The organism is Streptomyces sp. KPB2, assembly GCF_003950055.1.
Taxonomy (GTDB): domain Bacteria; phylum Actinomycetota; class Actinomycetes; order Streptomycetales; family Streptomycetaceae; genus Streptomyces; species Streptomyces salinarius.
Genome location: NZ_CP034353.1, coordinates 1,700,154 through 1,726,688, shown reverse-complemented (window position 1 = coordinate 1,726,688; position 26,535 = coordinate 1,700,154). Strand labels below are relative to the sequence as shown.

At 74.1% G+C, this 26,535-nt stretch carries 25 protein-coding genes; 11 read left to right on the top strand and 14 right to left on the bottom strand.

Annotation, left to right across the window (positions count from 1 at the left end):
- Positions 1–200 precede the first annotated feature (200 nt).
- From D1J63_RS07475 to D1J63_RS07455, 5 genes are all read left to right on the top strand, one after another.
- Positions 201–1,424 (top strand): ROK family protein, encoded by a 1,224-nt coding sequence (locus D1J63_RS07475; RefSeq protein ID WP_125628270.1) that lies wholly within the window; start codon positions 201–203, stop codon positions 1,422–1,424.
- A 42-nt stretch (positions 1,425–1,466) separates the two neighbouring features.
- A complete protein-coding gene (locus tag D1J63_RS07470; RefSeq protein WP_125628269.1) occupies positions 1,467–3,020 on the top strand; it encodes a M81 family metallopeptidase in 1,554 nt (517 codons plus the stop codon).
- Positions 3,017–3,796: a copper homeostasis protein CutC gene (locus D1J63_RS07465; RefSeq protein WP_125628268.1), complete on the top strand. Its 780-nt coding sequence runs from the start codon at positions 3,017–3,019 to the stop codon at positions 3,794–3,796. The genes D1J63_RS07470 and D1J63_RS07465 overlap by 4 nt, the downstream gene beginning before the upstream one ends.
- A gap of 33 nt (positions 3,797–3,829) precedes the next feature.
- Positions 3,830–4,768: an AraC family transcriptional regulator gene (locus tag D1J63_RS07460; RefSeq protein ID WP_125628267.1), complete on the top strand. Its 939-nt coding sequence runs from the start codon at positions 3,830–3,832 to the stop codon at positions 4,766–4,768.
- Positions 4,769–5,183: 415 nt separating this feature from the next.
- Complete coding sequence (locus tag D1J63_RS07455) at positions 5,184–5,867, top strand: helix-turn-helix transcriptional regulator (RefSeq protein WP_125628266.1); 684 nt, start codon at positions 5,184–5,186, stop codon at positions 5,865–5,867.
- Here D1J63_RS07455 and D1J63_RS07450 read toward each other — a convergent pair.
- Complete coding sequence (locus D1J63_RS07450; RefSeq protein ID WP_125628265.1) at positions 5,853–6,251, bottom strand: VOC family protein; 399 nt, start codon at positions 6,249–6,251, stop codon at positions 5,853–5,855. The two genes, D1J63_RS07455 and D1J63_RS07450, sit on opposite strands and share 15 nt — an antisense overlap.
- A 123-nt stretch (positions 6,252–6,374) precedes the next feature.
- On the opposite strand from D1J63_RS07450, the gene D1J63_RS07445 reads away from it, so the two are divergent.
- Positions 6,375–6,704, top strand: coding sequence for a hypothetical protein (locus D1J63_RS07445; protein WP_125628264.1), 330 nt, complete (start codon positions 6,375–6,377; stop codon positions 6,702–6,704).
- Here D1J63_RS07445 and D1J63_RS07440 read toward each other — a convergent pair.
- Positions 6,701–7,294, bottom strand: coding sequence for a GNAT family protein (locus tag D1J63_RS07440; RefSeq protein ID WP_125628263.1), 594 nt, complete (start codon positions 7,292–7,294; stop codon positions 6,701–6,703). The two genes, D1J63_RS07445 and D1J63_RS07440, sit on opposite strands and share 4 nt — an antisense overlap.
- Positions 7,295–7,357: 63 nt before the next feature.
- Between D1J63_RS07440 and D1J63_RS07435 the strand changes: the two genes are divergently transcribed.
- Entirely contained in the window at positions 7,358–8,047 is a 690-nt protein-coding gene (locus tag D1J63_RS07435) for a hypothetical protein (RefSeq protein ID WP_125628262.1), read from the top strand.
- Between the two features lie 13 nt (positions 8,048–8,060).
- Here the strand turns inward: D1J63_RS07435 and D1J63_RS07430 are convergent, their stop codons facing one another.
- Entirely contained in the window at positions 8,061–8,375 is a 315-nt protein-coding gene (locus tag D1J63_RS07430) for an STAS domain-containing protein (protein ID WP_102932317.1), read from the bottom strand.
- Positions 8,376–8,526: 151 nt separating this feature from the next.
- Between D1J63_RS07430 and D1J63_RS07425 the strand changes: the two genes are divergently transcribed.
- Positions 8,527–10,044 (top strand): carboxylesterase family protein, encoded by a 1,518-nt coding sequence (locus D1J63_RS07425; protein ID WP_125628261.1) that lies wholly within the window; start codon positions 8,527–8,529, stop codon positions 10,042–10,044.
- On the opposite strand, the gene D1J63_RS07420 is transcribed toward D1J63_RS07425, so the two are convergent.
- Positions 9,992–10,231 carry a DUF397 domain-containing protein gene (locus tag D1J63_RS07420; RefSeq protein WP_125628260.1) on the bottom strand — a complete coding sequence of 80 codons (240 nt, stop codon included), beginning with the start codon at positions 10,229–10,231 and terminating at the stop codon, positions 9,992–9,994. The two genes, D1J63_RS07425 and D1J63_RS07420, sit on opposite strands and share 53 nt — an antisense overlap.
- Positions 10,228–11,046, bottom strand: coding sequence for a helix-turn-helix transcriptional regulator (locus D1J63_RS07415; RefSeq protein WP_164712756.1), 819 nt, complete (start codon positions 11,044–11,046; stop codon positions 10,228–10,230). The genes D1J63_RS07420 and D1J63_RS07415 overlap by 4 nt, the downstream gene beginning before the upstream one ends.
- A gap of 112 nt (positions 11,047–11,158) precedes the next feature.
- Between D1J63_RS07415 and D1J63_RS07410 the strand changes: the two genes are divergently transcribed.
- Complete coding sequence (locus D1J63_RS07410; protein WP_125628258.1) at positions 11,159–11,587, top strand: ATP-binding protein; 429 nt, start codon at positions 11,159–11,161, stop codon at positions 11,585–11,587.
- A gap of 103 nt (positions 11,588–11,690) precedes the next feature.
- Positions 11,691–15,944 carry a trypsin-like peptidase domain-containing protein gene (locus D1J63_RS07405; RefSeq protein ID WP_125628257.1) on the top strand — a complete coding sequence of 1,418 codons (4,254 nt, stop codon included), beginning with the start codon at positions 11,691–11,693 and terminating at the stop codon, positions 15,942–15,944.
- A 140-nt stretch (positions 15,945–16,084) separates the two neighbouring features.
- Here the strand turns inward: D1J63_RS07405 and dacB are convergent, their stop codons facing one another.
- The 7 genes from dacB to D1J63_RS07370 all read right to left on the bottom strand — a co-directional run bounded on the left by dacB (position 16,085) and on the right by D1J63_RS07370 (position 23,541).
- Positions 16,085–17,440 (bottom strand): D-alanyl-D-alanine carboxypeptidase/D-alanyl-D-alanine-endopeptidase, encoded by a 1,356-nt coding sequence (dacB, locus tag D1J63_RS07400; protein WP_125628256.1) that lies wholly within the window; start codon positions 17,438–17,440, stop codon positions 16,085–16,087.
- Between the two features lie 191 nt (positions 17,441–17,631).
- The gene (locus tag D1J63_RS07395) at positions 17,632–18,225 is read right to left on the bottom strand and encodes a hypothetical protein (RefSeq protein ID WP_125628255.1); all 594 of its coding nucleotides are present in this window, start codon (positions 18,223–18,225) and stop codon (positions 17,632–17,634) included.
- The gene (locus D1J63_RS07390) at positions 18,222–19,586 is read right to left on the bottom strand and encodes a DUF58 domain-containing protein (protein ID WP_125628254.1); all 1,365 of its coding nucleotides are present in this window, start codon (positions 19,584–19,586) and stop codon (positions 18,222–18,224) included. Before D1J63_RS07390 ends, D1J63_RS07395 begins: the two co-directional genes overlap by 4 nt.
- On the bottom strand, positions 19,583–20,581 hold the full coding sequence (locus D1J63_RS07385; RefSeq protein ID WP_125628253.1) for a MoxR family ATPase: 999 nt from the start codon (positions 20,579–20,581) through the stop codon (positions 19,583–19,585). Before D1J63_RS07385 ends, D1J63_RS07390 begins: the two co-directional genes overlap by 4 nt.
- A complete protein-coding gene (locus D1J63_RS07380; protein WP_125628252.1) occupies positions 20,578–21,189 on the bottom strand; it encodes a hypothetical protein in 612 nt (203 codons plus the stop codon). The genes D1J63_RS07385 and D1J63_RS07380 overlap by 4 nt, the downstream gene beginning before the upstream one ends.
- Entirely contained in the window at positions 21,186–22,154 is a 969-nt protein-coding gene (locus tag D1J63_RS07375; RefSeq protein WP_164712755.1) for a DUF4129 domain-containing protein, read from the bottom strand. Before D1J63_RS07375 ends, D1J63_RS07380 begins: the two co-directional genes overlap by 4 nt.
- 151 nt (positions 22,155–22,305) lie before the next feature.
- Positions 22,306–23,541, bottom strand: coding sequence for an MFS transporter (locus tag D1J63_RS07370; protein WP_125628251.1), 1,236 nt, complete (start codon positions 23,539–23,541; stop codon positions 22,306–22,308).
- A gap of 172 nt (positions 23,542–23,713) precedes the next feature.
- On the opposite strand from D1J63_RS07370, the gene D1J63_RS07365 reads away from it, so the two are divergent.
- Positions 23,714–24,541 carry a helix-turn-helix transcriptional regulator gene (locus D1J63_RS07365; RefSeq protein WP_164712754.1) on the top strand — a complete coding sequence of 276 codons (828 nt, stop codon included), beginning with the start codon at positions 23,714–23,716 and terminating at the stop codon, positions 24,539–24,541.
- Between the two features lie 58 nt (positions 24,542–24,599).
- Here the strand turns inward: D1J63_RS07365 and D1J63_RS07360 are convergent, their stop codons facing one another.
- Positions 24,600–25,724, bottom strand: a complete 1,125-nt coding sequence (locus D1J63_RS07360; protein ID WP_197924788.1) for a zinc-binding dehydrogenase — start codon at positions 25,722–25,724, stop codon at positions 24,600–24,602.
- Entirely contained in the window at positions 25,721–26,533 is an 813-nt protein-coding gene (locus tag D1J63_RS07355) for a phytanoyl-CoA dioxygenase family protein (protein WP_164712753.1), read from the bottom strand. The genes D1J63_RS07360 and D1J63_RS07355 overlap by 4 nt, the downstream gene beginning before the upstream one ends.
- Positions 26,534–26,535 lie beyond the last annotated feature (2 nt).

Sequence of the window (26,535 nt, the reverse complement as noted above, 5' to 3'; positions counted from 1 at the left end):
CAGGTGAATGGCGTGGAGGTCAGCTAACGCCTGCCCCGGCGCGGGCACAAACAAAGTTGGGTAACAACTAAGTATCTCCGTTTCTGAAAAAAGTCCGGACGCCGCGACCGTCCCGATTTACTGGGCGAATCCCCATTCACGGGAAGGCGTTTCAGGCGTACTGTCTGCATCGGACCGACCATGGGGAAGTAAGCACGTACATGAATGAAATAAGTACGCGGGGCCGGCGCACGGCGGGCACTTCGGCGCTGGCGGCGCGCGCCCTCGAACTCGTCGCCTCCGGCCGGGCGACCTCCCGGGCCCAGCTCGCCGAGCTGCTCGGCGCCGCGGCCTCCAGCGTCTCGGTGGCCGTGGCCCAGCTCGTCGAGCACGGTCTCGTCGCCGAGGAAGGAACCCAGTCCTCCACCGGTGGGCGCCCGCGCAAGGTGCTCAGACTCGGTGGCCAGGACGAGTTCGCCGTCGCCGCCGACCTCGGCGGCCGGCACGCCCGCGTCGGCGTGGTCCTGCCGGGCGGCGAGCTGAGCGACGTCTCCACCGTGCCGCTGGTGATCGCGGACGGCCCGCAGGCGGCCCTCTCCGGGCTCGCCGCCACCCTGGACGAGCTGGTCGAACGCCACGGCAGGTCACGGCTGCGCGGCGTCGGCCTCTCCCTCCCCGGCCCGGTCGACACCGCCTCCGGACGCGTCGTGCAGCCCTCCCGCATGCCGGGCTGGAACCGCTTCCCCGTCGAGTCCTGGCTCCGGGAGCGCTTCGCCGTCCCCGCGGTCGCCGACAACGACGCCAACTGCATGGCCGTCGGCGAGCACACCGCCCGCAAGGGACGCCACCAGCAGGTGATCATGGTGAAGATGGGCACCGCGATCGGCGCCGCCGCCCTCGTCGACGGCCGGCTCTACCGCGGCGGCACCGGAGCGGCCGGGGAGATCACCCACATCCGCATCGCCCACGGCGACCGCATGCCCTGTTCCTGCGGCAACACCGACTGCCTGGAGACGGTCGCCTCCGGCGCCGCCCTGGTCCGGGTGCTGCGCGACGAGGGCGTCGACGTCAGCACGGCCGAGGACGTGGTGCGGCTGGCCACCGACGCGCACCCGGAGGCAAACCGGGCGGTGCGCAGGGCCGGGGACTACCTCGGCCAGGTGCTCGCCGCGAACGTCAACTTCTTCAACCCGGACGCCGTCTACCTGGGCGGCATCCTCTCCACCGTCGAACCCTTCGTCGCCGCCGTCCGCAGCCAGCTCTACGAGAGCTGTCACCCGCTGGTCACCGAACACCTCGCCATCGAACGCGCCGTCCTCGGCGCCGACGCGGGCCTCCTGGGCGCCGGACAGTTCGCCCTCCAACGGGCGCTCGCCCTGGCCCTGCGCGAGGTCGGCGGAGCCCAGCTCGACCCGGACCGGTTCCGGACACCCACCACTGCCTGAGCAAGCCCGCACCACCCGCACCACCCGCACGAACGAGGAGCCATGTCGCACCCCAGCACCCCCACCCCCACCCCCACTCCCACCTCCGCCCCCTCCCGCCGCCCGGTCGTCGCCGTCGCCGGACTCGGCATCGAGTCGTCCACCTTCTCGCCCGCCCGCACCCAGGCCCCCGCCTTCCACCCCTCCCGCGGCCAGGAGGTACTGGACCGCTACCCCTTCCTCGCCGTCGGCGAGGAACTGCGCGAGGCGGCCGACTGGCACGGCGCCCTGGTCGGCAAGTCACTGCCCGGCGGCACCGTCACCGCCGCCGCCTGGGAGGAACTCACCGGGGAACTCCTCACCCGGCTCGCCGCACTGCCCGCGCTGGACGGCCTCTGGTTCGACATCCACGGCGCCATGACCGTCGAGGGCCTCGACGACGCCGAGGCGCTGCTCCTGGAGAAGGTGCGCGCCGTCGTCGGCGACGACGTGATCGTCTCCACCTCCATGGACCTGCACGGCAACGTCTCCCGCGCCCTCGTCCACCGCAGCGACCTGATCACCTGCTACCGGATGGCCCCGCACGAGGACCACATGGAGACCAAGGAACGCGCCGTCCGCAACCTCCTGACCCACCTCGCCTCCGGCGCCCCCCGCCCGCTGAAGGCATGGGTGCCCGTCCCCGTCCTGCTGGCCGGTGAGCAGACCTCCACCCGGATCGAGCCCGCGAAGAGCGTGTACGGCGCCGTTCCCCAGGTGGAGGCGGAGCAAGGCGTGATCGACGCGGCGATCTGGGTCGGCTACGCCTGGGCCGACGAACCCCGCAACCGGGCCGCGGTCGTCGTCACCGGCCACGACGAGCAGGCGGTTTCGGCGGGCGCCGAGAAGCTGGCCCGCGGCTTCTGGGAGGCCCGCCACGACTTCGACTTCGTCGCCCCCACCGGCACCTTCGACGACATCCTCGACGAGGCCCTGGCCGGCGAACGACGCCCGTACTACGTCAGCGACACCGGCGACAACCCGACCGCGGGCGGCGCCGGCGACGTGACGTGGGGGCTGACGCGGCTGCTGGCCCGCCCCGAGTTCCAGAAGGAGGACGGGCCGACCGTCCTGTATGCCTCGGTGCCGGGCCCCGAGGCCGTCCGGCACGCCGCCGCGGCGGGCGTCGGGGCGACGGTGACGGTGACGGCGGGCGCCGAGGTCGACGACCGGCACGCCGGCCCGGTCACCCTCACCGGCGTCGTGCACGCCGTCCGGCTCGGGGACCGCGACGCCCGCACCGAGGTGGTGATACGGGTCGGCAGCGCGTACGTGATCCTCACCGAGCTGCGCAAGCCCTACCACCACGAGCACGACTTCACCGACCTGGACCTCGACCCGCGCGGCGCCGACGTCGTCGTCGTGAAGATCGGCTACCTGGAACCCGAGCTGTTCGCGATGGCCGCCGACTGGAAGATGGCCCTCACCCCGGGCGGCGTCGACCAGGACCTCGTCCGCCTCGGCCACCACCGCATCCGCCGGCCCATGTTCCCCTTCGACCCGGCCATGGCCGACCCGGACCTGTCCGCGCGCATGGTCCCCGCCGCCGACCAGCCGCTGACCGGGGCCGACGAATGAGTACCCGCCCCAGCCTGGAGATCGCCGTCGTGTCCCCGGCCGGTGCCCGCACCGCCCGCGAGCACGGCGCGGACCGCGTCGAACTGTGCACCGGACTCGAACTCGGCGGCCTGACGCCCTCGACCGCGGCCGTCGAGGCGGCCGTCGAGTCCGGTCCGCCCGTCCACGTCCTCGTCCGCTGCCGCCCCGGCGATTTCGTGTACGACGGTGAGGAGGTGGCCCTGATGGCCGCGGAGGTGCGCGCCGCCCTGCGCGCCGGTGCCCGCGGCGTCGTCGTCGGCGCGCTGACCCCGGACGGCGCCCTCGACACGAACGCCCTCGCGACGCTCGCCGACGCCGCCCGGGACACCGATCCCGCCGCGCAGGTCACGCTGCACCGGGCGGTGGACCAGGCGAGCGACCCGGTGGCCGCCGTCGCGGCGCTGCCGGGGCTCGGCATCACCCGTGTCCTGACCTCCGGCGGCGCGCGCACCGCGATCGAGGGAAGCGCCGCGCTCACCGCGATGGCCGCCGCGGTCCCCGGGGTCGACGTGGCCGCAGGGGGCGGGGTACGGCCGGGCGACATCGCCGGTCTGCTCACGGCGGGCGCCGGCTCGGTGCACCTCTCCGCCAAGACCCGGGCGACGCCCCGGCGCGCGGCCGGCTGGGTGCCCCTCGGCGCGGGCGGCACCTCCGCCGAGGACGACACCCACTTCGTCACCGACGGTGCCGTCGTCGCGGCGGCGCGGCGGGCGCTGGACGCGGCGGCCGGAGGAGAGGGCCACGCCCCTGGGTGAACGGCCCGGGGGCCGAACCGGGACACTGGCACCGTGGACGCACTCGCCGGACTGCTGGAGGGCCCCCGGGCCCGTGGCGCCTTCATGATCCGCGCCTGTTTCGACCCGCCCTGGGCCGTGCGCGTCGAGGATCAGGCGCCGCTGACCGTCATGCTCATGGTCCGCGGCGACGCCTGGATCGTGCCGGACACGGGGGAGCGGCTGCGGCTGCGCGCCGGGGACCTCGCCATCGCGCGCGGTCCCGACCCGTACGTCTGCGCCGACGACCCCGGCACCGCCCCTCAGGCGGTGATCCTCCCGGGCGGCGCGTGCAGTTACCCCGACGGCCGCCCCCTCAACGGTTCGATGGATCTCGGCGTACGCACCTGGGGCGACCGCCCCGACGGCCGGGCGGTCCTGCTCATCGGCACCTACCTGGTCCGCGGCGAGATCGGCGGCCGGCTCCTCGACGCGCTGCCGCCGCTGCTGTCGCTCACCTCCGAGGCGTGGGACAACCCCCTCACGCCCCTGCTGATGAGCGAGGTCGCGCGGGACGAGCCCGGTCAGGAGGTGGTCCTGGACCGGCTGCTGGATCTGCTGGTCATCGCCGCGCTCCGGGCCTGGTTCGCCGGTCCGTCGGCCGATGCGCCCGCCTGGTACCGGGCCCTGGGGGACCCGGTCGTCGGCCGGGCGCTGCGGCTGCTCCAGGACGACCCGGCGCACCCGTGGACGGTCGCGTCGCTCGCCGCCAAGACCGGCGTCTCGCGCGCCGCGCTCGCCCGCCGTTTCACCGACCTGGTCGGCGAACCGCCCATGGCGTACCTCACCGGCTGGCGCCTCGCGCTGGCCGCCGACCGGCTGCGCGACGGCGAGGACACGCTCGGTGCGATCGCCCGCCGGGTCGGCTACGGCAGCGCGTTCGCGCTGTCCGCGGCGTTCAAGCGGGTGTACGGCGTCAGTCCGCAGGAGTACCGGACCGGGGTCCCGGGGTGACGTGGCAGGAGGGTGAGCGGGACGGGGGTCCGGCTGACCGGCGCGGTGGCGCGGGCGGGGGGCGGGGTGACGCGGCCCGGCGCTGCGGGGTGCCGCTGCGCCCACCCGTGCCGCCCCAGCGGCACGACTGCCCGCAGCGGCGGTCGGCGGGGGAGCGGGGCGACTGTCCGTAGCGGCGGCGGGGGAGCGGCACGATTGACCGTGGCGGGGGCGGGGAGCGGCACGACTGCCCGCGGCGGCGGTCGGTGGGGGAGTGGGGCGACTGTCCGTGGCGGCGGTCGGTGGGGGAGCGGCACGACTGTCCGTGGCGGCGGTCGGTGGGGGAGTGGGGCGACTGTCCGTGGCGGCGGTGGGGGAGCGGCACGGTTGGCCGTGGCTGGGGCTGTACCTGTGCTGGCGGCGTAATCTGGCGTGTGTGTATGCGGAGTGGGGGTCTCGGCTGGCCGGTGTGGTGGTGTGGACCAGCAGCCCCACCGGGGCCGGCCCCGGCCGCATCCTGCCCGACGGCTGCATGGACCTGCTCTGGCACGACGGACGGCTGCTGGTAGCAGGCCCCGACACCCATGCCTACGTCACCGAGGGCGCCCCGGGCCCCTGGGCCGGTGTCCGCTTCTACCCCGGCACCGCCCCCGCCCTCCTCGGCGTTCCCGCCGACGCACTGCGCGACCGGCGCGTGGACCTCACCGACCTCTGGCCCGCCGCCCGCGCACGGCACCTCACCGCCCGGGTGAACGCGGCCCCCGACCCGGCGACCGGCCTGGAGGACGCCGCGCTGTTCCGCGCCGCCGAGACCGGGCCGCCCGACCCCCTGCTGGTCCGGGTCGTCGCCGCCCTCGACGCGGGCCGCCCGGTCGCCGCCACCGCCGACGCCTTCGGCATCGGAGCCCGCACGCTGCACCGCCGCTCGCTGGCCGCCTTCGGCTACGGCCCCAAGACGCTGGCCCGCGTACGGCGACTGCAACGCGCCCTCGCCCTGGCGAGGGACGGCACACCCCTCGCCGAGACGGCCGCCCGCACCGGCTACGCGGACCAGGCCCATTTGGCGCGGGACGTACGGGAGTTGGCGGGCACGACGCTGGTGCGGCTACTGCGCGGCTAGCGGTGCGAACAGGTCGACGCCGTGGCCGTCGGGGTCGTTGACGACGGCGTACCGCTGCCCCCATGGCGCGTCCCAGGGCTCGCGCTCGCCCTTGCACCCGGCGCCGGTCAACTCGGCGTAGAAGGTGTCCACTTCGGCCGGCGTGTCGCACAGCAGGGCGAGGGAGTGCCGCCCGCCCCCGGCCGGCGGCTGCCAGCCGGGGGTGAAGGAGCGGACGGAGTCCTCGGTGTCCAGGAGCAGCCGGATGCCGCCCGGCAGTCCGGCCTCGGCGTGCGGCTGTTCTTCGGAGCCCTCGGGGAAGGCGAATCCGAGCCGGCGGTAGAAGGTCACGGAGGCGGCCATGTCGGAGACGATGAGGCCGATGGCGTCGAATCGTGCGGTCATGGGCTCACCGTAGGCGGGGCGTGCGAGCCCGGTCTTGAAGAAAACGGACACCCGGCGGCCACGCGCCTCAGATGCTCCTCAAGTCCGTTGTACGGCACGGGGCGTCCCGTCGATCATGGCTGCATGTTCGGACGACTCGCCCCACCGGAACTCAACGTCCTCGTCCTGCGCGACACGGACGTCGTCGCCCACCGCATCCGTCAGGCGCTTGCCGAGGCGACGCCGGAGGAGCGGCCCGGGCTGGAGCGGGCCGCCGCCCTGGTCGAGCAGGCCGCCGCGGAGCCCGACGCGGCACTGCTCGCCCGCTGGGTCCACGAACGCCTCGCCGCGGCCGGGCACGAGGGCCCCGTCGACTCCGTCCGCGCGGTCAAGACCCTGCGCGAGGCGGCCCCCGGGCTCAGCCTGCGCCAGGCCGTCAAACTGACGAAGGACGCCGCGGCCCACCGCCCCTAGGCGGCCCCGTCCACCTCGTCACGCGTGGGCTTCGCCCATTCCTCGCGGAGCATCCCGAAGAGCACGCTGTCGTAGCGCTTCCCGGCCAGCAGTACGGCTGACCTGCGGCGGCCCTCCTCGCGGAAGCCCAGCCCGGTGAAGGCGCGCACGGCGCGCTCGTTGCCGCTCCAGGTGTCCAGCTCCAGCCGGTGGAGGGGGTAGGTGCCGAACAGGTGGTCCACGAGCAGCCGCAGCGCGTCGCTGCCGTGGCCGAGGCCCCAGAACTCCCGCTCGCCGATGGTGACTCCGAGCGTGGCCACGCCGGCGTACGGGTCCAGGTCCCGGTAGTCCGCCATGCCGATCACCGTCCCGCCCGCCAGGTCCTCGACCGTGAACACGGCCGACTCCCGGGGGTTCAGGCGCAGCATGGTGTCGAAGCCGAGGGCGACCGCCTCCGCGGTGACCGGGCCGAAGCACGGATCGCCGGCCGTGGCCCAGTGCGTCACTTCGGGGTCGTTGCGCCACCGCAGATGGTGCTCCGCGTCCTCGGGGCGCAGCGCACGCAGTCTGACCAGCTTCCCCTCGAACCTGTCGAACTTTTCTTCGAGCATCGCGCCACTCTAATCGATCACCAAACCACCTGAGCGTGAACACCTGTGCGGCAGGATGAGCGTATGAATCGTCCCGCGCGCGTGCTGCCCGTGCTGCTGCTGGCCCCGCTGCTGCTCACCGCCTGCGGCTCCGAGAAGGCCTCCGAGGAGGTCTCCGAGAAGGCCTCCTCCACGGCGGAGGCCGGCCGCCCCTCCGGTTCCCCGGGCGCGGCGGCCCCCGCCACCGACGCGGGGGAACTAGCGGCCCGCGCCCAGGCGATGGGCGTGGCGCCCGAACTGGTCTACGTCACCGAGGCCCCCGGCTTCACCCTCGCCCAGCAGTCCGTCGGCGTCCTCGGCGACGACGGCTTCTCCGCCACCTGGGTCGACGGCGACACCAACGCGCTGCTGCGCCTCGCCGTCGACCGGGGCACCATCACCGCCGACACCTGCCCCGAGCAGCCGGTCGGCGACATGTCCGGCGAGCACACCACCTGCGAGCGCGACGGTGACGCCTGGTACCGCACCGGCGCCGGACGGCACGAGTACGCGCTGCCCGAGAAGGGCCACGTCGTCCGCGTCTCCGCCGAGACGGACGCCGTACCGCGCGACGTCCTGCGCGCCGCCGCCCTGGCCGCCCACCGCCCCGACGCCGCCGAGACCGACCGCCTCCTGCCCTCCGCCGACCCCGCGCCCGCCTCTCCGGTCGAGCGCGGCGACCTGCCCCGGTACGGTGACGGGGCGCCCGACAACCACGTGGACGTGGGTGGCTGACCCGGCCACCCGCTCACGCCGTGAAGGCCGCCACCGTGTCCAGCCCCGCCTGCCGCAGCGTCCGGTGGACGGCGGGGCGGGCGCCCTGGACGGTGAGGGCGACCGGCTCCGGCGTCCGCGTCACCGTCCGCAGCAGCGCGTAGGCACAGGCCAGGTCGATGTGGTCCAGGTCGCTCATGTCCAGGGTCCACGATCCCGGCTCCCGCAGCCGCGGGTCGAGGAGCAGTTCCTCCAGCACGCCCAGCGCGGGCGCGTCCAGGGCCCCGGAGAAGGCCAGCACCGCGTGCCGCCCGTCGGCCTCGGCGATCCTTACGGGTGCGTCCGTCACGACAGCCTCCTCGGTCGCTCGTCGCGTGCGTGGCGTCCGTGGCCTCCATTGTCCCCCCGTTCGGGACGACAGGGGCGGCCCGGAATAGATCAGGCCCGTGCGGCGCTGTGTCTTGAGCGGTACGAGAGTGCGGTGAAGGGCTGGTGGGCGTATGCGGTCGGGCCAGACGAACCCCGTGGTCAGAACGGTGCACGGGGCGGTACGCGGCAGGTACGAGCACGGAGTCGCCGTGTTCCGGGGCATCCCCTACGCGGCGCCCCCCTTCGGCCCCGGCCGGTTCCGTCCGCCCGTGGCCCCCGAGCCCTGGGACGGCGTCCGTGACGCGGGCTCCTTCGGCCCCACGGCCCCGAAGCCGCCGTACTCCGAGGCCTTCGCCCGGTACCTCTCCGATCCGTCGATCCCCGGCGACGACTGCCTCAACCTCAACGTCTGGACCCCCGAGCCGGGTCCCGGCGCCCGCCTGCCGGTCCTGGTCTGGCTGCACGGCGGCGCCCTGACCAGGGGCTCCTCCGCCGTACCGGTCTACGACGGCCACACCTTCGCCCGCGACGGCGTCGTCTGCGTCTCGATCAACTACCGACTGGGGGTGGAGGGCTACGGACTGTTCCCGGACGCCCCCGCCAACGCCGGCCTGCGCGACCAGATCGCCGCCCTCCAGTGGGTGCGCGACTCCATCACCGCCTTCGGCGGCGACCCCGGCCGGGTCACCGTCGCCGGGCAGTCCGCGGGTGCCATCAGCACCGGCGCGCTCCTCGCCGCCCCCGCGGCCCAGGGGCTGTTCCGGCGGGCCGTGCTCCAGAGCGGCGCACCCGAGGCGACCGACCGCGACAAGGTGCGGCGCATGGTCCGTCGCATGGCCTCCCGCCTCAAGATCCCCGCCACCGCCGAGGCCTTCGCCGCAGCCGACCGCGACCAGCTGCTGCGGGCCCAGGCCGAGGTGGGCCGGTTCAGCAGCCCCGTGCTCGGCGGCCCCGGCTTCGGCCTCGTCGTCGACGGCGACGTCCTCCCCCACGACCCCCTGGAGGCGCTCGTCGACGGCGCTGCGGCACCGGGCGTCGATCTCATGATGGGCTGGACCCGCGACGAGTACCGGCTCTGGCTCGTCCCCGGCGGCCTCGTCGAACGCGTCGACCGGCTCGGCGCCGTGGCCCTCGCGGGCGCCCGGGCCCGCTGCCACTGCGGCAACGAGGTCGTCCGCGGCTACCGTACGGCGCGCCCCGACGCGGGGACCGCCGAAATCGTGGGCCAACTGGTCACCGACCACCTGCTCCGCATCCCGATGCACCGCCTGGCCGACGCGCGGCCCGGCTCCTCGTACGTCTACGAGTTCGCCTGGCCGTCCAACCTGCCCGACCTCGGCGCCTGTCACGCTTTGGAGCTGGGCTTCGTCTTCGACTCCGGCGACGGCCCGGACGCGCGCAGGCTCGCGGGCGAGGGAGCGCCGCAGGAGCTGGCCGACGCGATGCACGGGGCGTGGGTGCGGTTCGTGGAGTCCGGCGACCCCGGGTGGGAGGCGTGGGACGCCACCCACCCCGTGCGGGTCTTCGGCGACGGCGACCCGCGCACGGCCTACGGCCCGCTCGACGCCGAGTACGACCTGTGGAAGGCCGACGTCATCACGCGTCGAGCGCCCCGAGGAACGCGGCCCAGGCGTCTGGTGCGACGGTGACGTGTCCCTGCGGGGCTTTGGAGTCGCGGATGTGGATGGCGGTGGGTTCTTGGGCGACCTCGATGCAGTTGCCGCCCTCGTCGCCGCTGTAGCTGGACTTGCGCCATTCGTAGGCGACTTCGATGCAGTTGCCGCCCTCGCTGCCGCTGTAGCTCGACTTGAACCACCGAAGTGCGGTGCTGCTCATTGCTCTCCCAGGAGACGGTCCAGCAGATCCCTCGTGTCCTCGGGGGTGAGGGCCTGAGACCGCAGCATCGCACATTTCTGCGTAAGGATCGCCACCTCATCCGGGTCGGCGATGAGTTGGCTGCCGCGCTGGTTCTCCGTGTAGGCGAGCCGCTGGTGTTCGGGCGTCTCCAGCAGCACGAACGGGCCGTTCAGCCCCGCGTGACTCGTCCGGTCCTGAGGCAGGACCTGCAACATGAGCCCTGGCAGCTCCGAGCACGCGCGCAGATGCCGTAGCTGGTCGCGCCAGACGGTTTGCCCACCGATCGGTGCTCGAACGACCGGCTCCCAGACCACGAAGCAAGTGATCGGCGGCTCCTTGCCCTGAAGGATTCCCTGCCGGTCGATGCGTGCTGCCGCCAGCCTGGCAATCGTGTCCTCGTCGTAGAAGGGCACGCGGCTGCGGAACACCGCCCACGCGTACGCCTCCGTCTGGAGCAGACCCGGCAGCACCTGGTTCTCGTACGACGAGATGGCGATGGCCTCCCGCTCCCGGTCCAGGAACTCCTCCGCCCACAACGGAACCAGGTCCACCTCCGGCATCTTGCTCAGCGCGATCGACAACGCCCCCTTGGTCTGGAGGAGTTCGTCGAGCTGCTCGGCGAGATCCGGCTTCAGCGGGCGTCGGCCCTGTTCGATCGAGGCGATCTGCTGCTCGCCGATGACGAAGCGCTCGCCCAGGGAGCGTTGGGTGTGCCCCGCCGCCTGCCGGTAGAGCGCGAGCAGCGCGCCCACCATCTTCATCGCGGAGGCGTTCCTCCGTGTCGTCGTGCCCATGAGGTCGAACTCCCCACCCGCGCGCGTACGTTCACCAACGCGCACCCGTACAGCCCGGCTGTACGGCCATGCGCACTGTCCCATCATGACCACGGAGCGTGACCCTCGTCACGTGAACAACGAAACTCCACCCCCGTCCCCACGTGAGCGCCTCTACCGCCGTGAGCGCCGGTCCGTCCCCGCCGCGCGGGCGTTCGCGCGGGAGACGCTCGCGGACTGGGGCGTGCGCGGGCGCGCGGACGATGTGGTGCTGTGCGTCAGCGAACTGGCGACCAACGCCCTGCTGCACGGCGTACCGCCCGGCCGGGGCTTCCTGCTGCGGCTGTGGCTGCTCCCCTGCGGGGACGGCGTACGCGTCGAGGTCCACGACAGCGGGGACGGTGTGCCGGCGGTGCCCCTGGACTCCGGTGGGTCGGACGAGGGCGGGCGCGGGCTGCTGCTGGTGTCGGAGCTGGCAGACAAATGGGGGGTGGCGCAACGGGACCCCGGCAAGGTCGTGTGGTGCGAAATGAGAGATGCAACTACCGTAAAGACAGGGTGAGTTGCACCCATTGGTGGTTGACGGTGCCTTTCGGTACTGGTCTAATCGGTGGCCGCTTCGACGGAGTGACGGCGAACCTACAGACAGTGAGGCAGGGCATGATGTGAACGGGGGCGAGGAGGCGGAGCCGCTGCTCGCCGCCGCCGTCGTCCGCGTCACCGCTGAGGGCCGCCGGGGCGGAGGGGGCTCCGGCTTTCTGATTTCGCCCGTGCTGGTCCTCACCTGTGCCCACGTGGTGTCCGACGCGCTGGGCAAGCCGCGAGATGGCGTCGTGGAGCCCGGTGAGTCGGTCACCGTGGAACTGCTGCTGGCGGCGGACGCCGACGGTGCGGTACCCACAGCGTCGGCGTCGGTCGTGCACTGGGCGCCGATCGCGGCGGATCGCTCCGGGGACGTGGCGCTGCTGGAACTGCGTGATCCACTGCCCCGGGCCCGGCCGCTGCCGATGGCGGACGCCGAGAGTGTGTGGGACCACGGCGCCCGAGCCGTGGGGTTCACCAGGGCTCACCCTGACGGCATCTGGCACCGGGGCCGCTTCAGCGGTGTCACGGGCGGCGGCTGGGTGCAGTTGGCCCGGGAGAGCGGGCAGGCCGCCCACGTCGAAGGGGGCTTCAGCGGCAGTCCCGTGTGGGACGACGATCTGGGCGCCGCGGTCGGCATGGTGGTGGCGGCCGAGCCGGTGCGCGAGGCCCAGCAGGCGTTCGTGCTGCGCACCAGAGCGGTGATCCGGGCGCTGCCCGCGCTCGAGCCCGTGCTGTGCCCCGCCCCGCCCTTCCGGGGACTCGACCCCTTCCGGGAGACGGACACCGACCTGTTCTTCGGCCGTGCGGCGGAGGTGGAGAAGGCCGTCGCGGCGGTGCGCGGCCAACCGGTCGTCACCGTCTACGGGCCCTCCGGCTGCGGCAAGTCCTCCCTCGCCCTGGCCGGTGTGGTACCGAGAATGCGTCAGGAGGGCTACGACGTCCTGGTCGTCGGCGCGGGGCACGCCGGGTCCCCAAAAGCCGCCCTGGCGACCCAACTGCTGGAGGCGGCGCGCGCGGCGGGCCACGGCTCGCCCCGGGTCGCGGACGCCCAGCAGGTGGATTCCCTGCTGGCCGAGTTGGGAGTCGCCGACACCTACCATCGAGTCACCGGCCGGCCCGCTCGGCGCCTCCTGGTCGTCCTCGACCAGGCCGAGGCCCTCCTGAGCCGCCCGGAGCCGGAGATCGCCGAGACGATCGGACTGCTGCTGCCGCGGGAGCCGCCGAAGGGCCTGCGGGTGCTGGTGACGCTGCGCGCGGACTTCATGGGCGCGGCGCTCAGCCACCCCCGCCTCGGCCGGGCGCTCAAGAGCGGCGAAACCCTGCCCCTCACCCCCATGACCCCGGACCAACTGAGCGAGGTGATCACAGAACCGATCCGCAGGACGCCGGCCTGGGAGTACGACCCCGGCCTGGCGCAGCGCATCCTGGACGACGCCGGCGCCGCACCTGGCGTCCTGCCGCTGCTCGGGTTCGTGCTGGAGACACTGTGGGAGCAGCGTGCGGCGGGGCGGCTGCGCACGGAGACCTACGACAGCATCGGGCGGGTGGCCGGCGCACTGCGCCACCGTGCCGACGAGGTCTGGGACTCATGTGTCAAACCCGGCACCGAGAAGGACACCAAGCGCCTGCTGACGGGCCTCATCAGGGTCCTGCCCGGCGGCGGAGCCCCGCTGGGCCGCCCCCTGACCCGGCAGGAGGCCGGTGAGGAAGGCTGGCGACTGGCCCAGGCCCTGGCCGAGCAGCGCCTGCTGGTCCTGCGCGGCGGCGACGAGCCCGGAGAGGGCAAGCAGAGCGTAGAGCTGGCCCACGAGGCGCTGATCACCGCGTGGCCGGTGCTGGCCGAGGCCGCGCGGGAGGACGCCGCGTTCCTGGCGGCGAGAGCCGAACTGCGGCAGGACATGGACACGGAGCGCTCGCGGAACAGGAACGGCACAGTGGGACTGCCGTCGGGCGAGGCGCGCCTCAAGGGGCGCGAGGATGAACTCACCGAGGACGAAAGGGCGTTTCTCGAAAGGGTGCGTCACCGCCTGCGGACCCGCAGTCGTCTCAGGGGAGCCGCCTTCGTCGCGATCGCCGTCGTGCTGGCATTGGTCGCGGCCCTCGGTACCTTCCTCGTGCAGCAGTCACGGGTGAGCGCGCAGCGGCAGGCCGAGGGGCGTTCACGTGCCCTGGCCATCCGTTCAGACGACATGAAGGACAGCGACCCTGGCCAGGCGGCCCTGGCGGCACTCGCCGCGTACGAGGTCGCGCCGACGCAGGAGGCCCGCAGCGCTCTGCTCCGCCGTTACCTGGAGCAGCGGCGCACGGCCTGGCTGCTGTCCGGTGCCGAAGGGGAACTGCACGGCACGGCGATGAGCGCGGACGGCTCGGTCACCCTGGTGACCACCACGACGGGCCGGGCGACACTCTTCGTACGCGATGTCGAGGGCCGGGTGCGCAGGTGGCAGCTGGATCTCGCCGAGAACGTGACTCTGCCGGTGGTCAGCCGCGACGGAAGCCGCATAGCCTACGTGCGGGACGCCGACGGGGTGGTGGTGTGGCACGAGGTGACTCCCGGCGCCCGCCGGCCCCTGGGCCCGGCCCACCGGCTCCAAGGGACCTTCGAGAGCATCTCGTTGGGGGCCCTCATGGGCATGGACGACTTCAACGTCCTCGACTTCTCCCCGGACGCCCGGCGACTGGTGGGCGTACCGGCCGTAGCCTCCGACCGTCCCGTGCAGGTGTGGGACCTGGCCACCGGCGAGCCACGGGCCCTGCCCGCGAGCATCCCGCGGCTCAGCCAGGTCTGGTTCGGGCCGGACGAGGACACCCTGGTCGCCACCGAGGAGCCGGTGGACGGCGGCGGTTCGCTGCTGACGGTCGACCTCACCTCCGACACCGCGCGAGTGCGGGCCCGGGCGATCCACAGTGAGGGCACGAGTCTGTCGAGTGACGGCAAGGTGGCCGTCGTCTGCCGGGAGCCCGACCACGACGACGGGGAAGAACCCACGGCCGAGTACCAGACCGTACGCGTGTCCGACGGAACCGTCCTGCGCAGCCTGCGCGAGGACGGCAGCTGGTGCTCCGACACCGTCGTCGACGAGACCGGCTCGCACGCGGCGGTGTACCCCGCGACGTCGGACGTGGACGGCTGGCACGTCTTCGCCACGACGGGCAAAGCCAAGCCGGTGCTCTTCCAGGGGCCGAACCAGGCGGACGCGAAAGGCGAACTGCCCCTGCTCGGCACCCCGGACCATCCGGTGATGGTCACCGCGGACGGCGGCACGGTCCGGGCGTGGGCACTGACCAGGCTCGACCCCGCCACCGCTTTCAGCCCGCCGAAGCTGCTGGGTGACGGCGGCACCATGGTCGTCCGCACGGACGCCGACGCCGGGCGGCTGCGCGTCGTGAGGACGGAGGGCGACGGCGAGGTCGTCTCCGAAGTGCGCACGCACGCCAAGACTCCGCCGGAGGCGACCCAGTACCTTGCCGTCAACGACGCCGAGTCCCTCGTCGCCGACGTCTCCGACCTCAACCACATCACCGTCCGCGCCCTGCCCTCCCTGCGCCAGGTGGCCGACTTCGAGACGGCGCCCCCGCCATCGGGGCAGGACGGCAAGCCCGACCTGCGCTTCCGTTTCCTGGACGAGAACCGGATGCTGACCCGTTCCGGCCCGCTCGTCGAGTACTGGGACGCGGCATCCGGCCGCCGTCTGGCGCCTCCGGTGGACCTGCGGGACGCCCACCTCACCGACGAGCGCGACCCCGCGTTCACCGTGGGACCGGGGCCGTGGGCGGACCCGGAACAGGTGGCGGTCACCGTCGACGGCGAACCGTACGTCCACGCCGTCGACCTGCGCGACGGAAAGGAGGACCGGGACCTCCGGCTGCGCCTCGGCGACGACCTCCTCACCGCGCTGCCCATGAAGGACACGAGCTACATGGCCCTGTTCACCACCGGGAGCATGGTGGAGCTGTGGTCGGTGGAGCCCGGCGGGACCGCGCACAAAACGGTCGGTCCCATCGGTCCTGTGCGAGCGAACCGGTTCACCGTCGGCGGGCCGGGGGGCTCCAGATTCTTCATCGCGGACAAAACCTCCGTACGGTTCCTAGACGCGGCCGACCCCGCCTTCGAGCAGCGGTACGACTTCGGAACCGACCAGGCGTTCCTCGCCGCGACGGACGACGGCAAGGCGTTCCTGCTGGTTCCGCCGGACGGCGGCGTCATGACGCTGCTGCGTCTCGATCCGGCCTTGTGGAAACGGCAGTTGTGCGCGGTCGTCGGACGGAACCTCAGCGACAGCGAGCGCAACGCGCTGCCACCGGGGTTGCCGTCGCACCAGTGCCCGGCCTGAACCGTCCTCGGGACGTCGGGCCGCGCTGCCCCGAAGGCCCCGTACGTCTGCCTCGGCGGCCTTCACCGAATCTCCTCGCGCGGTCGTCCGCGCGCCGCCCCCGGCGACGCGCGGACACACCGTCACGCACGGGCCAACGGTCAGGCCCAGCAGCCGTTCACGGTCGCGGCGAGGCCGTCCATCGCGTCCTTGATGTCGCTCGGGTCGGCCGTCGAGTTGTTCTCGATGAAGGAGAAGATCCGCCAGTCGCCGTCGTCGGTCCGCGTGACGCCGCTCAGGGCGATGGCGCCCGTCAGCGTGCCGGTCTTGGCGTGCACCTTGCCGACGGCGCACTCGGAATTCGGGTCGTCGAAGCGTCCCCACTCCGGGCCGAGGCTGGCACCGGCCTCGCCGGAGATCGGCAGGCCCTCCAGGATCGAGCCCAGGGCCGGGGACTCCGTGATCGCGTCGAGGAGCTGGGCGAGGGTCGCGGCCGGGATGCGGTCGGCGCGTGAGAGGCCGCTGCCGTCGTGCATCTCGAAGTTGTCGAGGGAGATGCCGTACGAGCTGAGCACCTGGCGGACCAGCGCGGTGCCGGCCTCGAAGGTGCCCGGCTTGCCCAGCTCCACGGCGGTCATGCGGAGCAGGGTCTCGGCGATGTTGTTGTCGCTGGTCTTGAGCATCTGCTTGACGATGTCCGACAGCGGCGCCGACTTGTGCTGGGCCACCGGTACGTCGGACTGCTTCGCCGTCGTGCGGGACACCTCGCCGTCGACCGTGATGCCCTGCGCGGCGAGCTTTTTCGCGAAGACCTTGCCCGCGTCGATCGAGGTGTCCTGGACGGCGGCACGGTCGACGACGAGTGAGCGGACCGGCGCCACCTCGGTGGGGTAGTAGCCCTCGTTCCAGCCCTCGGCCAGGCTCGGGGCGGCGAACAGGCTGTCGTCCACCCGGACCTGGACGTCGGTGCGGCCGGCTGCCTTGAGGCCGTCGGCGGCGGTCCTGGCCAGCTCGGCCACGTCCTCGCTCGTGAGGGTGCGGTCGCCGCCGCCGACGAGGGTGAGGGTGCCCTCGCCGTATACGACCTTGGTGGTGAACTCGTGGTTCGCGCCCAGCAGCGTCAGGGCCGTGGTGGCCGTGGCGAGCTTGGCGTTGGAGGCCGGCATGAGGGCGGTGGAGCCGTTGTGGTCCCACAGGGCGGTGTCCGAGTCGGCGTCGAGCACGACACCGCTGACATCGTTGCCCAGACGCTCGTCGGCGAGGCGCTCGTTGAGGTTCTTGACCAGCTGCGCGTCGTCGGCGGCGAGGTCGTCGACCGAGATGCCCTGCGGTCGCGGGGAGTTGTCGTCGGCGGCGAAGGCGGAGGTTCCGGCCAGCGTGGCGGAGGCCACGGGCACGGCCATCGCGAGCACGAGGGCCCGGCGTGCGCCGACGCGGCTCACTCTTGCCTTGCGGTGCCTGCGCCGTCCGCCGGGGGCGAATGTGGTCGTGGGGGTCTCGTCTGGCGTACCAGTCATGAAGTGAAATCCAAAGATCGGTTACTTCGTTCTGTGGGGGTGAAGCGCTGGGCACGCTACCAGCCGCCATATGACGGGCCGGGACGGAAATTGACGGGGTGTGAAGGTCCTGCGACCGAATCGCGGAACGGCTGGCTGGGGGATCGGGTGGAGGGGGATCTTCCGGTGCCGAACGGGCAATGCCCTGCCCTTCAGGGCGCCGGGACACCGGATTCCGGGGCATCGCCGCGCCACCGCGCCCGCACCGCCCAGCCACCGGCCACCGCGAGGGCCACCACCGCCCCGGCGGCGAGCACCCGCCCGAGCCCGGAGCCGGTCCCGCTCACCGGGACCGCGGCGGCGGCCGCCACGACGCCCGCCCCCGCGCAGGCCGCCAGCGCCTCGGCCCACACACGTGCGGTCCCGCGCCCCCACCGCCACGGCCAGGTCTCACTGGTCACCAGATAGGCGACCAGCAGGACGACCACGCAGCCGGCCTCCCACCAGGCCGGGTCGCCGAACGCCGCGATCACCACCACCCCCGCCGCGAGCAGCGTCGTCCGGTGGCGCAGCAGCCGGGCGGACCAGCCGGCCGCCACCGACGGCCGCCGGTCCAGTGAGGGCGCCGCCCACGCCGCAAAGGCGATCGCGCCGACGAGGGGCACCGCCTGACCCGCCGTGGTCACCGTCGCCCACGGCCGCCACGCCAGCACGACGGCCGCCACCGCGATCACCCGCACCGGCACGGTGCCGATCCAGTACCTCAGGTACTCCCGAAGGCCCACCCGGGACTCCAGCGCCGTCATCCCGCGCGCCCCCTTCCGCCGACCCGCCCCGACAGCAGCGGCGCCAGCGCCGGATCCAACGACTCGCCCGGCGTGTGGCGGAGCACCGGCACCCCGCTGTCCCGCAGGGCGAACCGCATCGCGTCGCGCTCCGCCCGCCACAGCCGCAGGCCCAGCTCGCCCGCCTCGTCCCCGGGCTCCACCCGAGGGTCGCCGCTCGGGATCTCCACGACGACCGGGCGCCGCCCGCGCGCCTGGACGTCCCGCAGCACCGACAGGATCCGTGCGTCGCTGAGCGGGGTGAACACGTACACCAGGGCACCCTCCGGCAGCGCGGGCGGCGGGACCCGCTCCAGCCCGTCGCCGCCGAAGGTGCGGTCCTTGCGGACGTCGAGGACGCTCTCGACGATGCGGTAGAACGCCGCGTCCCCGGTGCCCGGCGTCAGCCAGCGGGTGGTGCCGCCGGTCGAGACGACCCCCACCCGGTCGTGGGTGCGCAGATAGGCCCGGGTGAGCCCGGCGGCGGCACGTACCGTCTCGTCCAGGGAGGACAGCCCGGTCACCGGGTCGACGACGTCCCCGAACGCGTCGAGCAGCATCACGGTGTCGGCGGCCCGCTCGGCCGCGAACCGGTGCAGCTGCACGGCGTCGCGCCGGGTCGTCGACGGCCAGTGGATGCGCCGCTGCCGCTCCCCGGGAACCCAGGGCCCCACCCCGACGACCTCGACGCCCTCCCCGGGCTGCGGCGAGGCGTGCTCGCCGAGCCGCTGCGGCAGCCGTACCGGGATCGGGGTGAACCTCGCCTGCGCCGCGTGCGGGAACACCGAGACCTCGGGGACCTCGACCCGCACGGTGCGGCGCACGGTGCCGCCCGAGTCGTACACGTCCAGGTCCACCGGGCCGAGCGACCAGCGGCCCCAGGCCAACGCCGTATGACGCAGCGTCACCGAGGAGCGGCCGACGGCCACCTCGTCGAGGCGCAGGCCGGGGCCGAGCGTGACACCCGGGTCGAGGCGTACGGCGTCGCCGTCGTGGGCCACCTCGACGCGGACGGTGACCGTGTCGCCCTCGAAGCAGCGCCCCGGCTCGACGGTCACCGACGTCTCGACGCGGCGGGCGGGGGTGCGGGGCAGCGCCAGCGCGAGCAGGACCAGCGGCGCCGCCGCGAGCGCGAGCAGCCAGCCCCGGCCGGTGAGCAGGGCGGCGGCCGACGCCACGGCGGCCACGGTCAGCAGGCGCAGCGTCCGCTCGCCCGGACGCGGACCCCCGGGCGGCCGGGACGGCGGGGGCGCCGGCGCGGTGCGGCCCTCCAGGGCGCGGTCCACCAGCGCGTCCGGCCGGGGCTCCGGTGCCGGTACCGCCTCCGGTGCGGACGGGGTCACGACGGCACTGCGGCCGTACGCCGCGTCGTCGGCGTGCGCACGCCGTCGACCAGCTCGCGCAGCACGTCGTCCGTGGACAGCTCGCGCACCCACAACTCCGGCCGCAGGGACACCCGGTGGGCCAGCGCGGGCACCGCGAGATCCTTGATGTCCTCGGGGACGACGTAGTCGCGGCCGTCCAGCACGGCGCGGGCGCGGGCGAGCTGGACCAGGGCGAGGCCGCCGCGCGGCGAGGAGCCGATGCTGATCTGGGGGTGGCCGCGGGTCGCGCCGACGAGCGCGACCGCGTACTCCAGCAGATCGTCGTCGATCTCCACCCGCTCGACGACGGCCCGCCACGCCAGCACGTCCTGTGGCCCCGCGAGCCTTTCGAGCACGGCCTCGGGCGCGGCCCGGTCGATGCGGGCCCGCAGCATCGCCAGCTCCTCCGAGGCGGTCAGGTACCCCATCCGCACCCGCAGCTGGAACCGGTCGAGCTGGGCCTCGGGCAGCGAGTAGGTTCCCTCGTACTCCACCGGGTTGGCGGTCGCGATGACGAGGAACGGGTCGGCGAGCGGCCGGGTCTCGCCGTCCACGGTCACCTGCGACTCGGCCATCGCCTCCAGCAGCGCGGCCTGCGTCTTGGGCGGCGTACGGTTGATCTCGTCGGCGAGCAGGAGGTGCGTGAAGACCGGGCCCGGGTGGAACACCATCTCGCCGGTGCGCTGGTCGTACAGCGGCGTTCCGGTGACGTCGGAGGGCAGCAGGTCGGGCGTGAACTGGATGCGGCGGAAGTCCAGACCGAGCGTGGTGGCGAAGGAGCGGGCGAGGAGCGTCTTGCCGAGACCGGGCAGGTCCTCGACGAGGACGTGGCCGCCCGCCAGCACGGCCAGCATCACCTGTTCGAGCGCGTCCTGCTTGCCGACGACGGCCCGGCCGATCTCGCGCAGTACGGCACCGGCCTGCTCGCCGACCTGCTCGGCGGTGCGGAGCGGGGGCGTGGAGGTAGAGGTCACTTCGCTTGGTCCTTACCGGTACGGGAGGTGCGGGTGCGGGTGCCGGCCGGCGCGTGGTCGCGGTCGTGGTCGCGGGGTGCGCCGAGGGCTTCGAGGCGGTCGACCAGGCGGCGCAGTACCTCGACGGGTACCGCGCCCCCGGGGCCGGTGTCCGGCGGCACGGGCCCCAGCCACGGCCACAGCTCGGGGCCGACCAACTCGGCGGCCCGCTCGGGCTGGTGCTCCAGGGACACGTGGTGGTGCTCGGCGAGCGCGGCGGCGTACAGGCGGCGCAGTTCGATCCGGAGCACCGCGCGGTAGTACTGGGCGCCGTCGGGTCCGGTGGAGGTCTTCACGTTGCGCCGCCACTCGCCCATGCCCGGAGCCCGTGTCCGCAACAGCCGTACCTCGTCCCGGTACGCGGAGTCGACCGCGCCCGCCCCGGTGACGTACCGGGCGACCAGCACGGCCACGGCCGCGAGCAGCGCCACCAGCGCGCCGGCGGCCCCGGGGCCGTCGAGGAGCAGGACGAGCAGCAGGCCCGAGCCGGCGACCGCGCCGCCCAGCAGCCCGAGCCGGGGCAGCGACAGCATGTCCTGCCCCGGGCCGTCCTCCAGGGACCGGTTCACCGCTCGACCTCCCCGTCCGTGGCCGGGGCGGGTTCCGGGTCCCCGAGCAGGGACGCGATCTCCTCCAGGGCGGCGGCCGCGGCCGCCCGGTGCGAGCCGTCCATCGGGTGCGAGGAGTAACGGGCCTCGCGGAAGAGGGCGGTGAGACGCGGCCCGGCCGGGCCCGGGGCGAAGCCCGCGGCGGCGGCGCGGGTGAGCAGGTCGGCCGGACTGTCGGAGGCCTGCCGCCGTACACCGGACGCGGCGAGGGCGTCCTCCATCGCGGCGTAACAGGCGATGACGGCGGCCCGGGCGTCGTCGTCGGTGCCGGCCAGGGCGCGGCGGCCCGAGTGCACGGCGGACAGCAGCAGTCGCGCGTCGTCGTCCTGCGGTGCGGTGCTCCCCGACGGACCCGGACGGTACGGCAGGCTCAGCCGGAACCGGCGCAGCCGCCGTACGACGGCCACCACGACGAGCACGGCGACGACCGCGGCCAGCGCCAGGAGCACGAGATGCAGCGGCAGGGCGGAATGGTCCCCCGAACCGCGCGGGCGCTCCTGGGGCGGGGGAGTGGCGAACGTCGGTTCGGGAGCCGGTTCGGTGGCGAGGGGCGGCGGCGGGCCGGGCGTGCCGTCGCCGGTGGAGAACCGGTGCAGGACCAGGGCCAGTACGCCGATGACGGCCGTCGCGGAGAGCAGCAGGGGCGCGGCGATCTCCCGCAGCCGCTCCTCGACCGGCGGCACGTCCATGCGGTTGGCGCCGAAACGCGGGCGAAGACGCCGGACGGCCGTCCAGGCCCCGATCGTCCAGGCGGCGGACGCCCCGATCACCACGATGCCCCACTGGCCGAGCGGCCCCCGGCCGGAGTGCAGCAGCCCCTCCGCGGGCCGCAGCGCGAGCGCGGCGAGCGCCAGGGCGCCGACGACTCCGACGGCGACCACCGCCCCCGGCACCGCGCGGTGTCCGGTCCGCCCGCCCCGATCCATGCCGTTCGCCCCCCGTCGAACCCGTCGCCCCCGAACGCCTGTTCAGCGCCATCTTGGCACATGCCCCACCGGCGCCCCGGGGCCGCGCCTCGGCGCCCGGGGCGGCCCGGGGCGGTCCGGTGCGGGCGCTCCCGGCGGCGGCCCGTGCCGGTCAGCCCCGGTAGCGGGCGCGGCCCACGGCGGCGGCCACCGTCAGCGGGACGGTGAGCACCGCCGCGGTGAGGAACAGGCCGTGGTAGGCGTGGCGTTCCGCGGGACCGGCGGCGACGGTGCTGGCCAGGGCGCTGCCGACGTAGAGGGCCACCCCGAACATCGCGACCCCGGTCGCACGGGCCGCCGGGGACAGCGCGGTGGCCCAGGACTGGATCGTGGAGTGCATGAACGACCAGCCGCCGCCGAGCAGCAGGGCGCACACCACCAGCGCGGGCACCGACCGGTCGGCCGCGGCACAGCCGAACGCCACCGTCATCTGCACCCCGCCGGCCACGATCAGCCGGACCGGCGTCCACCGCCCGACCAGCCGCTTGACCAGCTGCGCCGCGGCCATCGAGCCCACGCCGTACAGCGCGGTCACCGCACCGGCCAGGGCGGCCGAGGCACCCTGGGCCTCCAGCGCCGGCGCGATGTACGTGAGGAAGCCCAGCAGCACGGCGCCCTCGAACAGGGCGACGGCCATGACGTACCACTGCCAGCGGGAGCGCAGGACGACGGCGAAGGGGGCGAGCAGCGCGCCGGGTTCCGCGCGCGGCGGTTCCGGCAGCCGGCGCAGGGCGACGACCAGGTAGGCGGCGATCAGGCCCGGCAGGGCGAACACCACGCGCCAGCTCGCGTAGTGGGCCAGCACCCCGGCGACGACGGTGGCCACGGCGGTGCCCAGCGCGAAGGCGGTCATCAGCTCGCTGAGCGGCCGCTGGCGTACCGCGGCGGGCACCGTGTCGCCGACGTAGGTGATGGACGCGGCGATGGACGCGGCGAAGCACGCCCCGGCCACGACGCGCGCCACGATCAGCACCGTCGCGCCGGGCGCGAGCACCGAGGCGAGCGCCGCGACGGCGGCCCCGGCCAGGGAGATCCGCATGACCCGCACCCGGCCCAGCCGGTCGCTCGCCAGTCCCCAGACCGGCTGCATCAGGCCGTAGGCGAGGAAGTAGCCGCTGGCGGCGAGCATGACCGTGGTCAGCGGGACGCCGAGCCGGGTGCCGATGACCAGCAGCATGGGGGTGATGCAGAACCGGTCGAAGTTGCTGACGAATCCGGCCGTGCGCAGCAGTCGCAGGGTGGCCGCGGGCATGGGGGTTGCCAGGCGCGCGGAGGCCGGGTCGGCCGGGCCGGCGGGACCGGCCGGAGGCGGTGCGGAGGTGGTCGGTGACGAGTCGGCCGGGTCCATGGAAGTGCTCCTCGATCGGTGGTCGCCGGACGGTCCGACCGGCCTGTCCAGCTCATCACCGCGGCCGGCCCGCCCGGCCCCGCAGCCGATTACCCTTGCTCACAGCCTGGGGCGCGGTGCGTCGCGCCGGCCCGGGCCGGTGGCGCGGGGAGAACCGAGGAGGACCGAGGACGTGAACGGCGGGGGAGCCGGCGACCCGCGGCGCGAGCTGGGAGCCTTCCTGCGCTCCCGCCGGGAGCGGCTCCGGCCGGCCGACGTGGGGCTGCCCGGCTCACCGCGACGGCGCACCCCCGGCCTGCGGCGCGAGGAGGTCGCCGAGCTGGCCGGCGTCAGCGCGTCCTGGTACGCCTGGCTGGAGCAGGGCCGGGTCCGTACGTCGGAGCAGGTGCTGCGGTCGTTGGCGCGGGCCCTGCGACTGAACGCCGACGAAACCGCGCACGTGCTGTCCTTCGTCGAACGGGCCGAGCCGGCCGGACCGCCGCCGGGATGGGTCTCGCCGAACCTGCTGTCGCTGGTGGAGTCGCTGGCACCGCATCCGGCCGCGGTGCTCGACCCGCACTGGGACCTGCTGGCCTGGAACGCGGGCTACTCGGGACTGCTGACCGACCTGGCGCGGCTGGCGCCCAAGCAGCGCAACCTGCTGTGGCTGGTGTTCCGCTGGCCGCCCGCCCGTACGCTGCTGGCCAGTTGGGAGTCCGAGGCGCGGAGTCTGCTCGGCCAGTTCCGGGCGAAGGCGGCCCGGCACCCGCAGGACGGCCGGTACGCCGAGATCACCGGGGAGCTGCTGCACGACCCGGACGCCGCCCGCTGGTACGGCCGCCGGGAGACGGCGGCGTTCCACCCCGCCGTCCGTCATTTCCGGCACCCGGTGGCCGGTGATCTCCGCCTGCGGTACGTCAAACTCGCCGCCGTGGACGAGCCCGGCCACCACCTGCTGGCCTACCTGCCCGACGACCGGGCGACGGCACAGGGGCTGGAGCTGCTCGCCGGGCAGCGGTGACGGCCCGGCCGCGCGGGGGGCGGCTGCCGGGCCGTCGGGTGCACCGGGACGGGCGGCGTCAGGACGTGAGGACGGCTTTGATCACCGACCCGTCGGCGACCGCGTCGAGCGCGTCGGCATGCCGTTCCAGCGGGAACGGCGTCACCAGGCCCGCCAGTCCGAACCGGCCGGTGAGGGCGGGCAGCAGCCGCACGTACTCGACGAGATGGGCACCGGTGAAGGCCCAGGAACCGACCACGTCGAGTTGCCGGTGGACGATCTGGTGCGGGTTGAGCGTGGTGTCCCCGGCGTCGGTGTACTGGCCGATGACGAGGTAACTGCCGCCCCGGCGTGCCAGGCCCAGGCCCTGGCCGACGGCGGCCGGCACACCGGCGCACTCGATCACCAGGTCGGCGCCGTCCCCGCCGACCGCGGCCCGCGCCTCCCGCAGGACCTCCGTGGGATCGTCGGCACCCGCGATGTCCAGGTGGACGTCACCGATACCGGCGTCGGCGGCCCGCTCCAGCCGGCCGGCCGGGCCGCCGACGATCACCACCTTGGCGGCCCCGGCCAGCTGCGCGAAGGCGGCGGCCGCCAGCCCCACCGGACCGCTGCCCTGCACCACCACGGTCTCGCCGAGCCGCACCGGCCGCCTCTCGTGCAGCGCGTGCGCCACGGTGGGCCCGGCGCAGGCCAGCGACATGGCGGCGAGCGGGTCCGTGCCGTCGGGCACCTTGATCACGGCGGTGCCCGGCTGGAGCACGATGTGGTCGGCCCAGGCCCCGGACAGCTCCGGCCCGTCGGCGAGGGCCCGGTTGACGCCGTAGGTGCGGCGCCGCTCGCACAGGGTCGGCTCGCGGTGCAGCCGGCAGGGCGGGCAGACCCCGCAGGAGATGGAGGACGCCCACATCACCGTGTCACCGGCCGCCAGTGGTGTCCCGGCGGCGTCCCGGTGGGTGCCGGCACCCAGCTCCCGTACGACGCCCAGCCCCTCGTGGCCCAGGACGAGAGGGACCGGGATGTCCAGGTGGCCCTGGCACAGGTGCAGGTCGGTCCCGCAGACACCGCCGTAGCCGCAGGCCACGACCATGCCGCCGGCGGGCGGCCCGGGCAGCGGGAACGTCCGCAGCGACAGCGGCTTGCCGAACTCCTCCAGGACGACGGCGCGTCCGGTGGCGGCGGCCGTCGCGGCGCGGGCGGTCACGACGCCACCGCGCACGGCACCTGGGAGAACGGGGCCGCCAGCGGGCGCAGCGGCGCGGTGTCCCGGCACACCACGTACTCCGGACGGGGCTCGCCCTCCGGCCGCGGAAGGTTCGCGGTGTCGTTGTAGGTGGCGATCAGCAGCCGGCGCGCGAACGGCGACATGTTGGGGGACGAGCCGTGCACGATCTCCGGGGAGAACAGCACGACGGAGCCGGCCGGCCCCTTGGGGCTGGTCATGCCGTGGCGGTCCACGTACTCCGCGAGCTGCCCCGGCGACAGCGATATGTCGTCCGGGTCGAGGTGCTGCTCGGACCTGGCGGACGCCGACCGGCCCTCGCGGACCAGTCCGCGCCGGTGCGAGCCGGGCAGGAAGATGACCGGGCCGTTGAACTCGGTGACGTCGTCCAGGAAGACGCCGATGTTGACCTGGCGCGGGGCGGGCAGGCCGTCGGCGATGCGCCACGCCAGGAAGTCCTGGTGCCAGGCCCACTTGTCGCCGCCGAACGGCGGTTTGGCATTGATCTTGAACTGGTAGACGTAGACGTCCTCGCAGAGCAGTTGCCGCACCGGTGCCAGGATCCGCGGGTCGCGGACCAGTCCGGCGTACTCCTGCTGCCGTTGGTGCGAGGAGTAGACGGCGCGGACCTCCGTACCGCCGTCCTCGGTCACCACCTGCGGCCCGGGGACCTTCGCGTCGCGTTCGAAGGCGGCGCGCAGTGTCTCCACCTCCTGGGCGTCGAGGAGGGATTCGAGCATGAGGAAGCCGCGCTCGTGGTACTCGTCGGCCTGTTGCTGGGTCAGTCGCATGC

Bases quoted from the DNA above. Each gene is read 5' to 3' on its own strand.
- D1J63_RS07475 (WP_125628270.1), top strand. From the start codon at position 201: ATGAATGAAATAAGTACGCGGGGCCGGCGCACGGCGGGCACTTCGGCG.
- D1J63_RS07470 (WP_125628269.1), top strand. From the start codon at position 1,467: ATGTCGCACCCCAGCACCCCCACCCCCACCCCCACTCCCACCTCCGCC.
- D1J63_RS07465 (WP_125628268.1), top strand. From the start codon at position 3,017: ATGAGTACCCGCCCCAGCCTGGAGATCGCCGTCGTGTCCCCGGCCGGT.
- D1J63_RS07450 (WP_125628265.1), bottom strand. From the start codon at position 6,251: ATGACCGCACGATTCGACGCCATCGGCCTCATCGTCTCCGACATGGCC.
- D1J63_RS07445 (WP_125628264.1), top strand. From the start codon at position 6,375: ATGTTCGGACGACTCGCCCCACCGGAACTCAACGTCCTCGTCCTGCGC.
- D1J63_RS07440 (WP_125628263.1), bottom strand. From the start codon at position 7,294: ATGCTCGAAGAAAAGTTCGACAGGTTCGAGGGGAAGCTGGTCAGACTG.
- D1J63_RS07435 (WP_125628262.1), top strand. From the start codon at position 7,358: ATGAATCGTCCCGCGCGCGTGCTGCCCGTGCTGCTGCTGGCCCCGCTG.
- D1J63_RS07425 (WP_125628261.1), top strand. From the start codon at position 8,527: ATGCGGTCGGGCCAGACGAACCCCGTGGTCAGAACGGTGCACGGGGCG.
- D1J63_RS07420 (WP_125628260.1), bottom strand. From the start codon at position 10,231: ATGAGCAGCACCGCACTTCGGTGGTTCAAGTCGAGCTACAGCGGCAGC.
- D1J63_RS07415 (WP_164712756.1), bottom strand. From the start codon at position 11,046: ATGGGCACGACGACACGGAGGAACGCCTCCGCGATGAAGATGGTGGGC.
- dacB (WP_125628256.1), bottom strand. From the start codon at position 17,440: ATGACTGGTACGCCAGACGAGACCCCCACGACCACATTCGCCCCCGGC.
- D1J63_RS07395 (WP_125628255.1), bottom strand. From the start codon at position 18,225: ATGACGGCGCTGGAGTCCCGGGTGGGCCTTCGGGAGTACCTGAGGTAC.
- D1J63_RS07375 (WP_164712755.1), bottom strand. From the start codon at position 22,154: ATGGATCGGGGCGGGCGGACCGGACACCGCGCGGTGCCGGGGGCGGTG.
- D1J63_RS07370 (WP_125628251.1), bottom strand. From the start codon at position 23,541: ATGGACCCGGCCGACTCGTCACCGACCACCTCCGCACCGCCTCCGGCC.
- D1J63_RS07355 (WP_164712753.1), bottom strand. From the start codon at position 26,533: ATGCGACTGACCCAGCAACAGGCCGACGAGTACCACGAGCGCGGCTTC.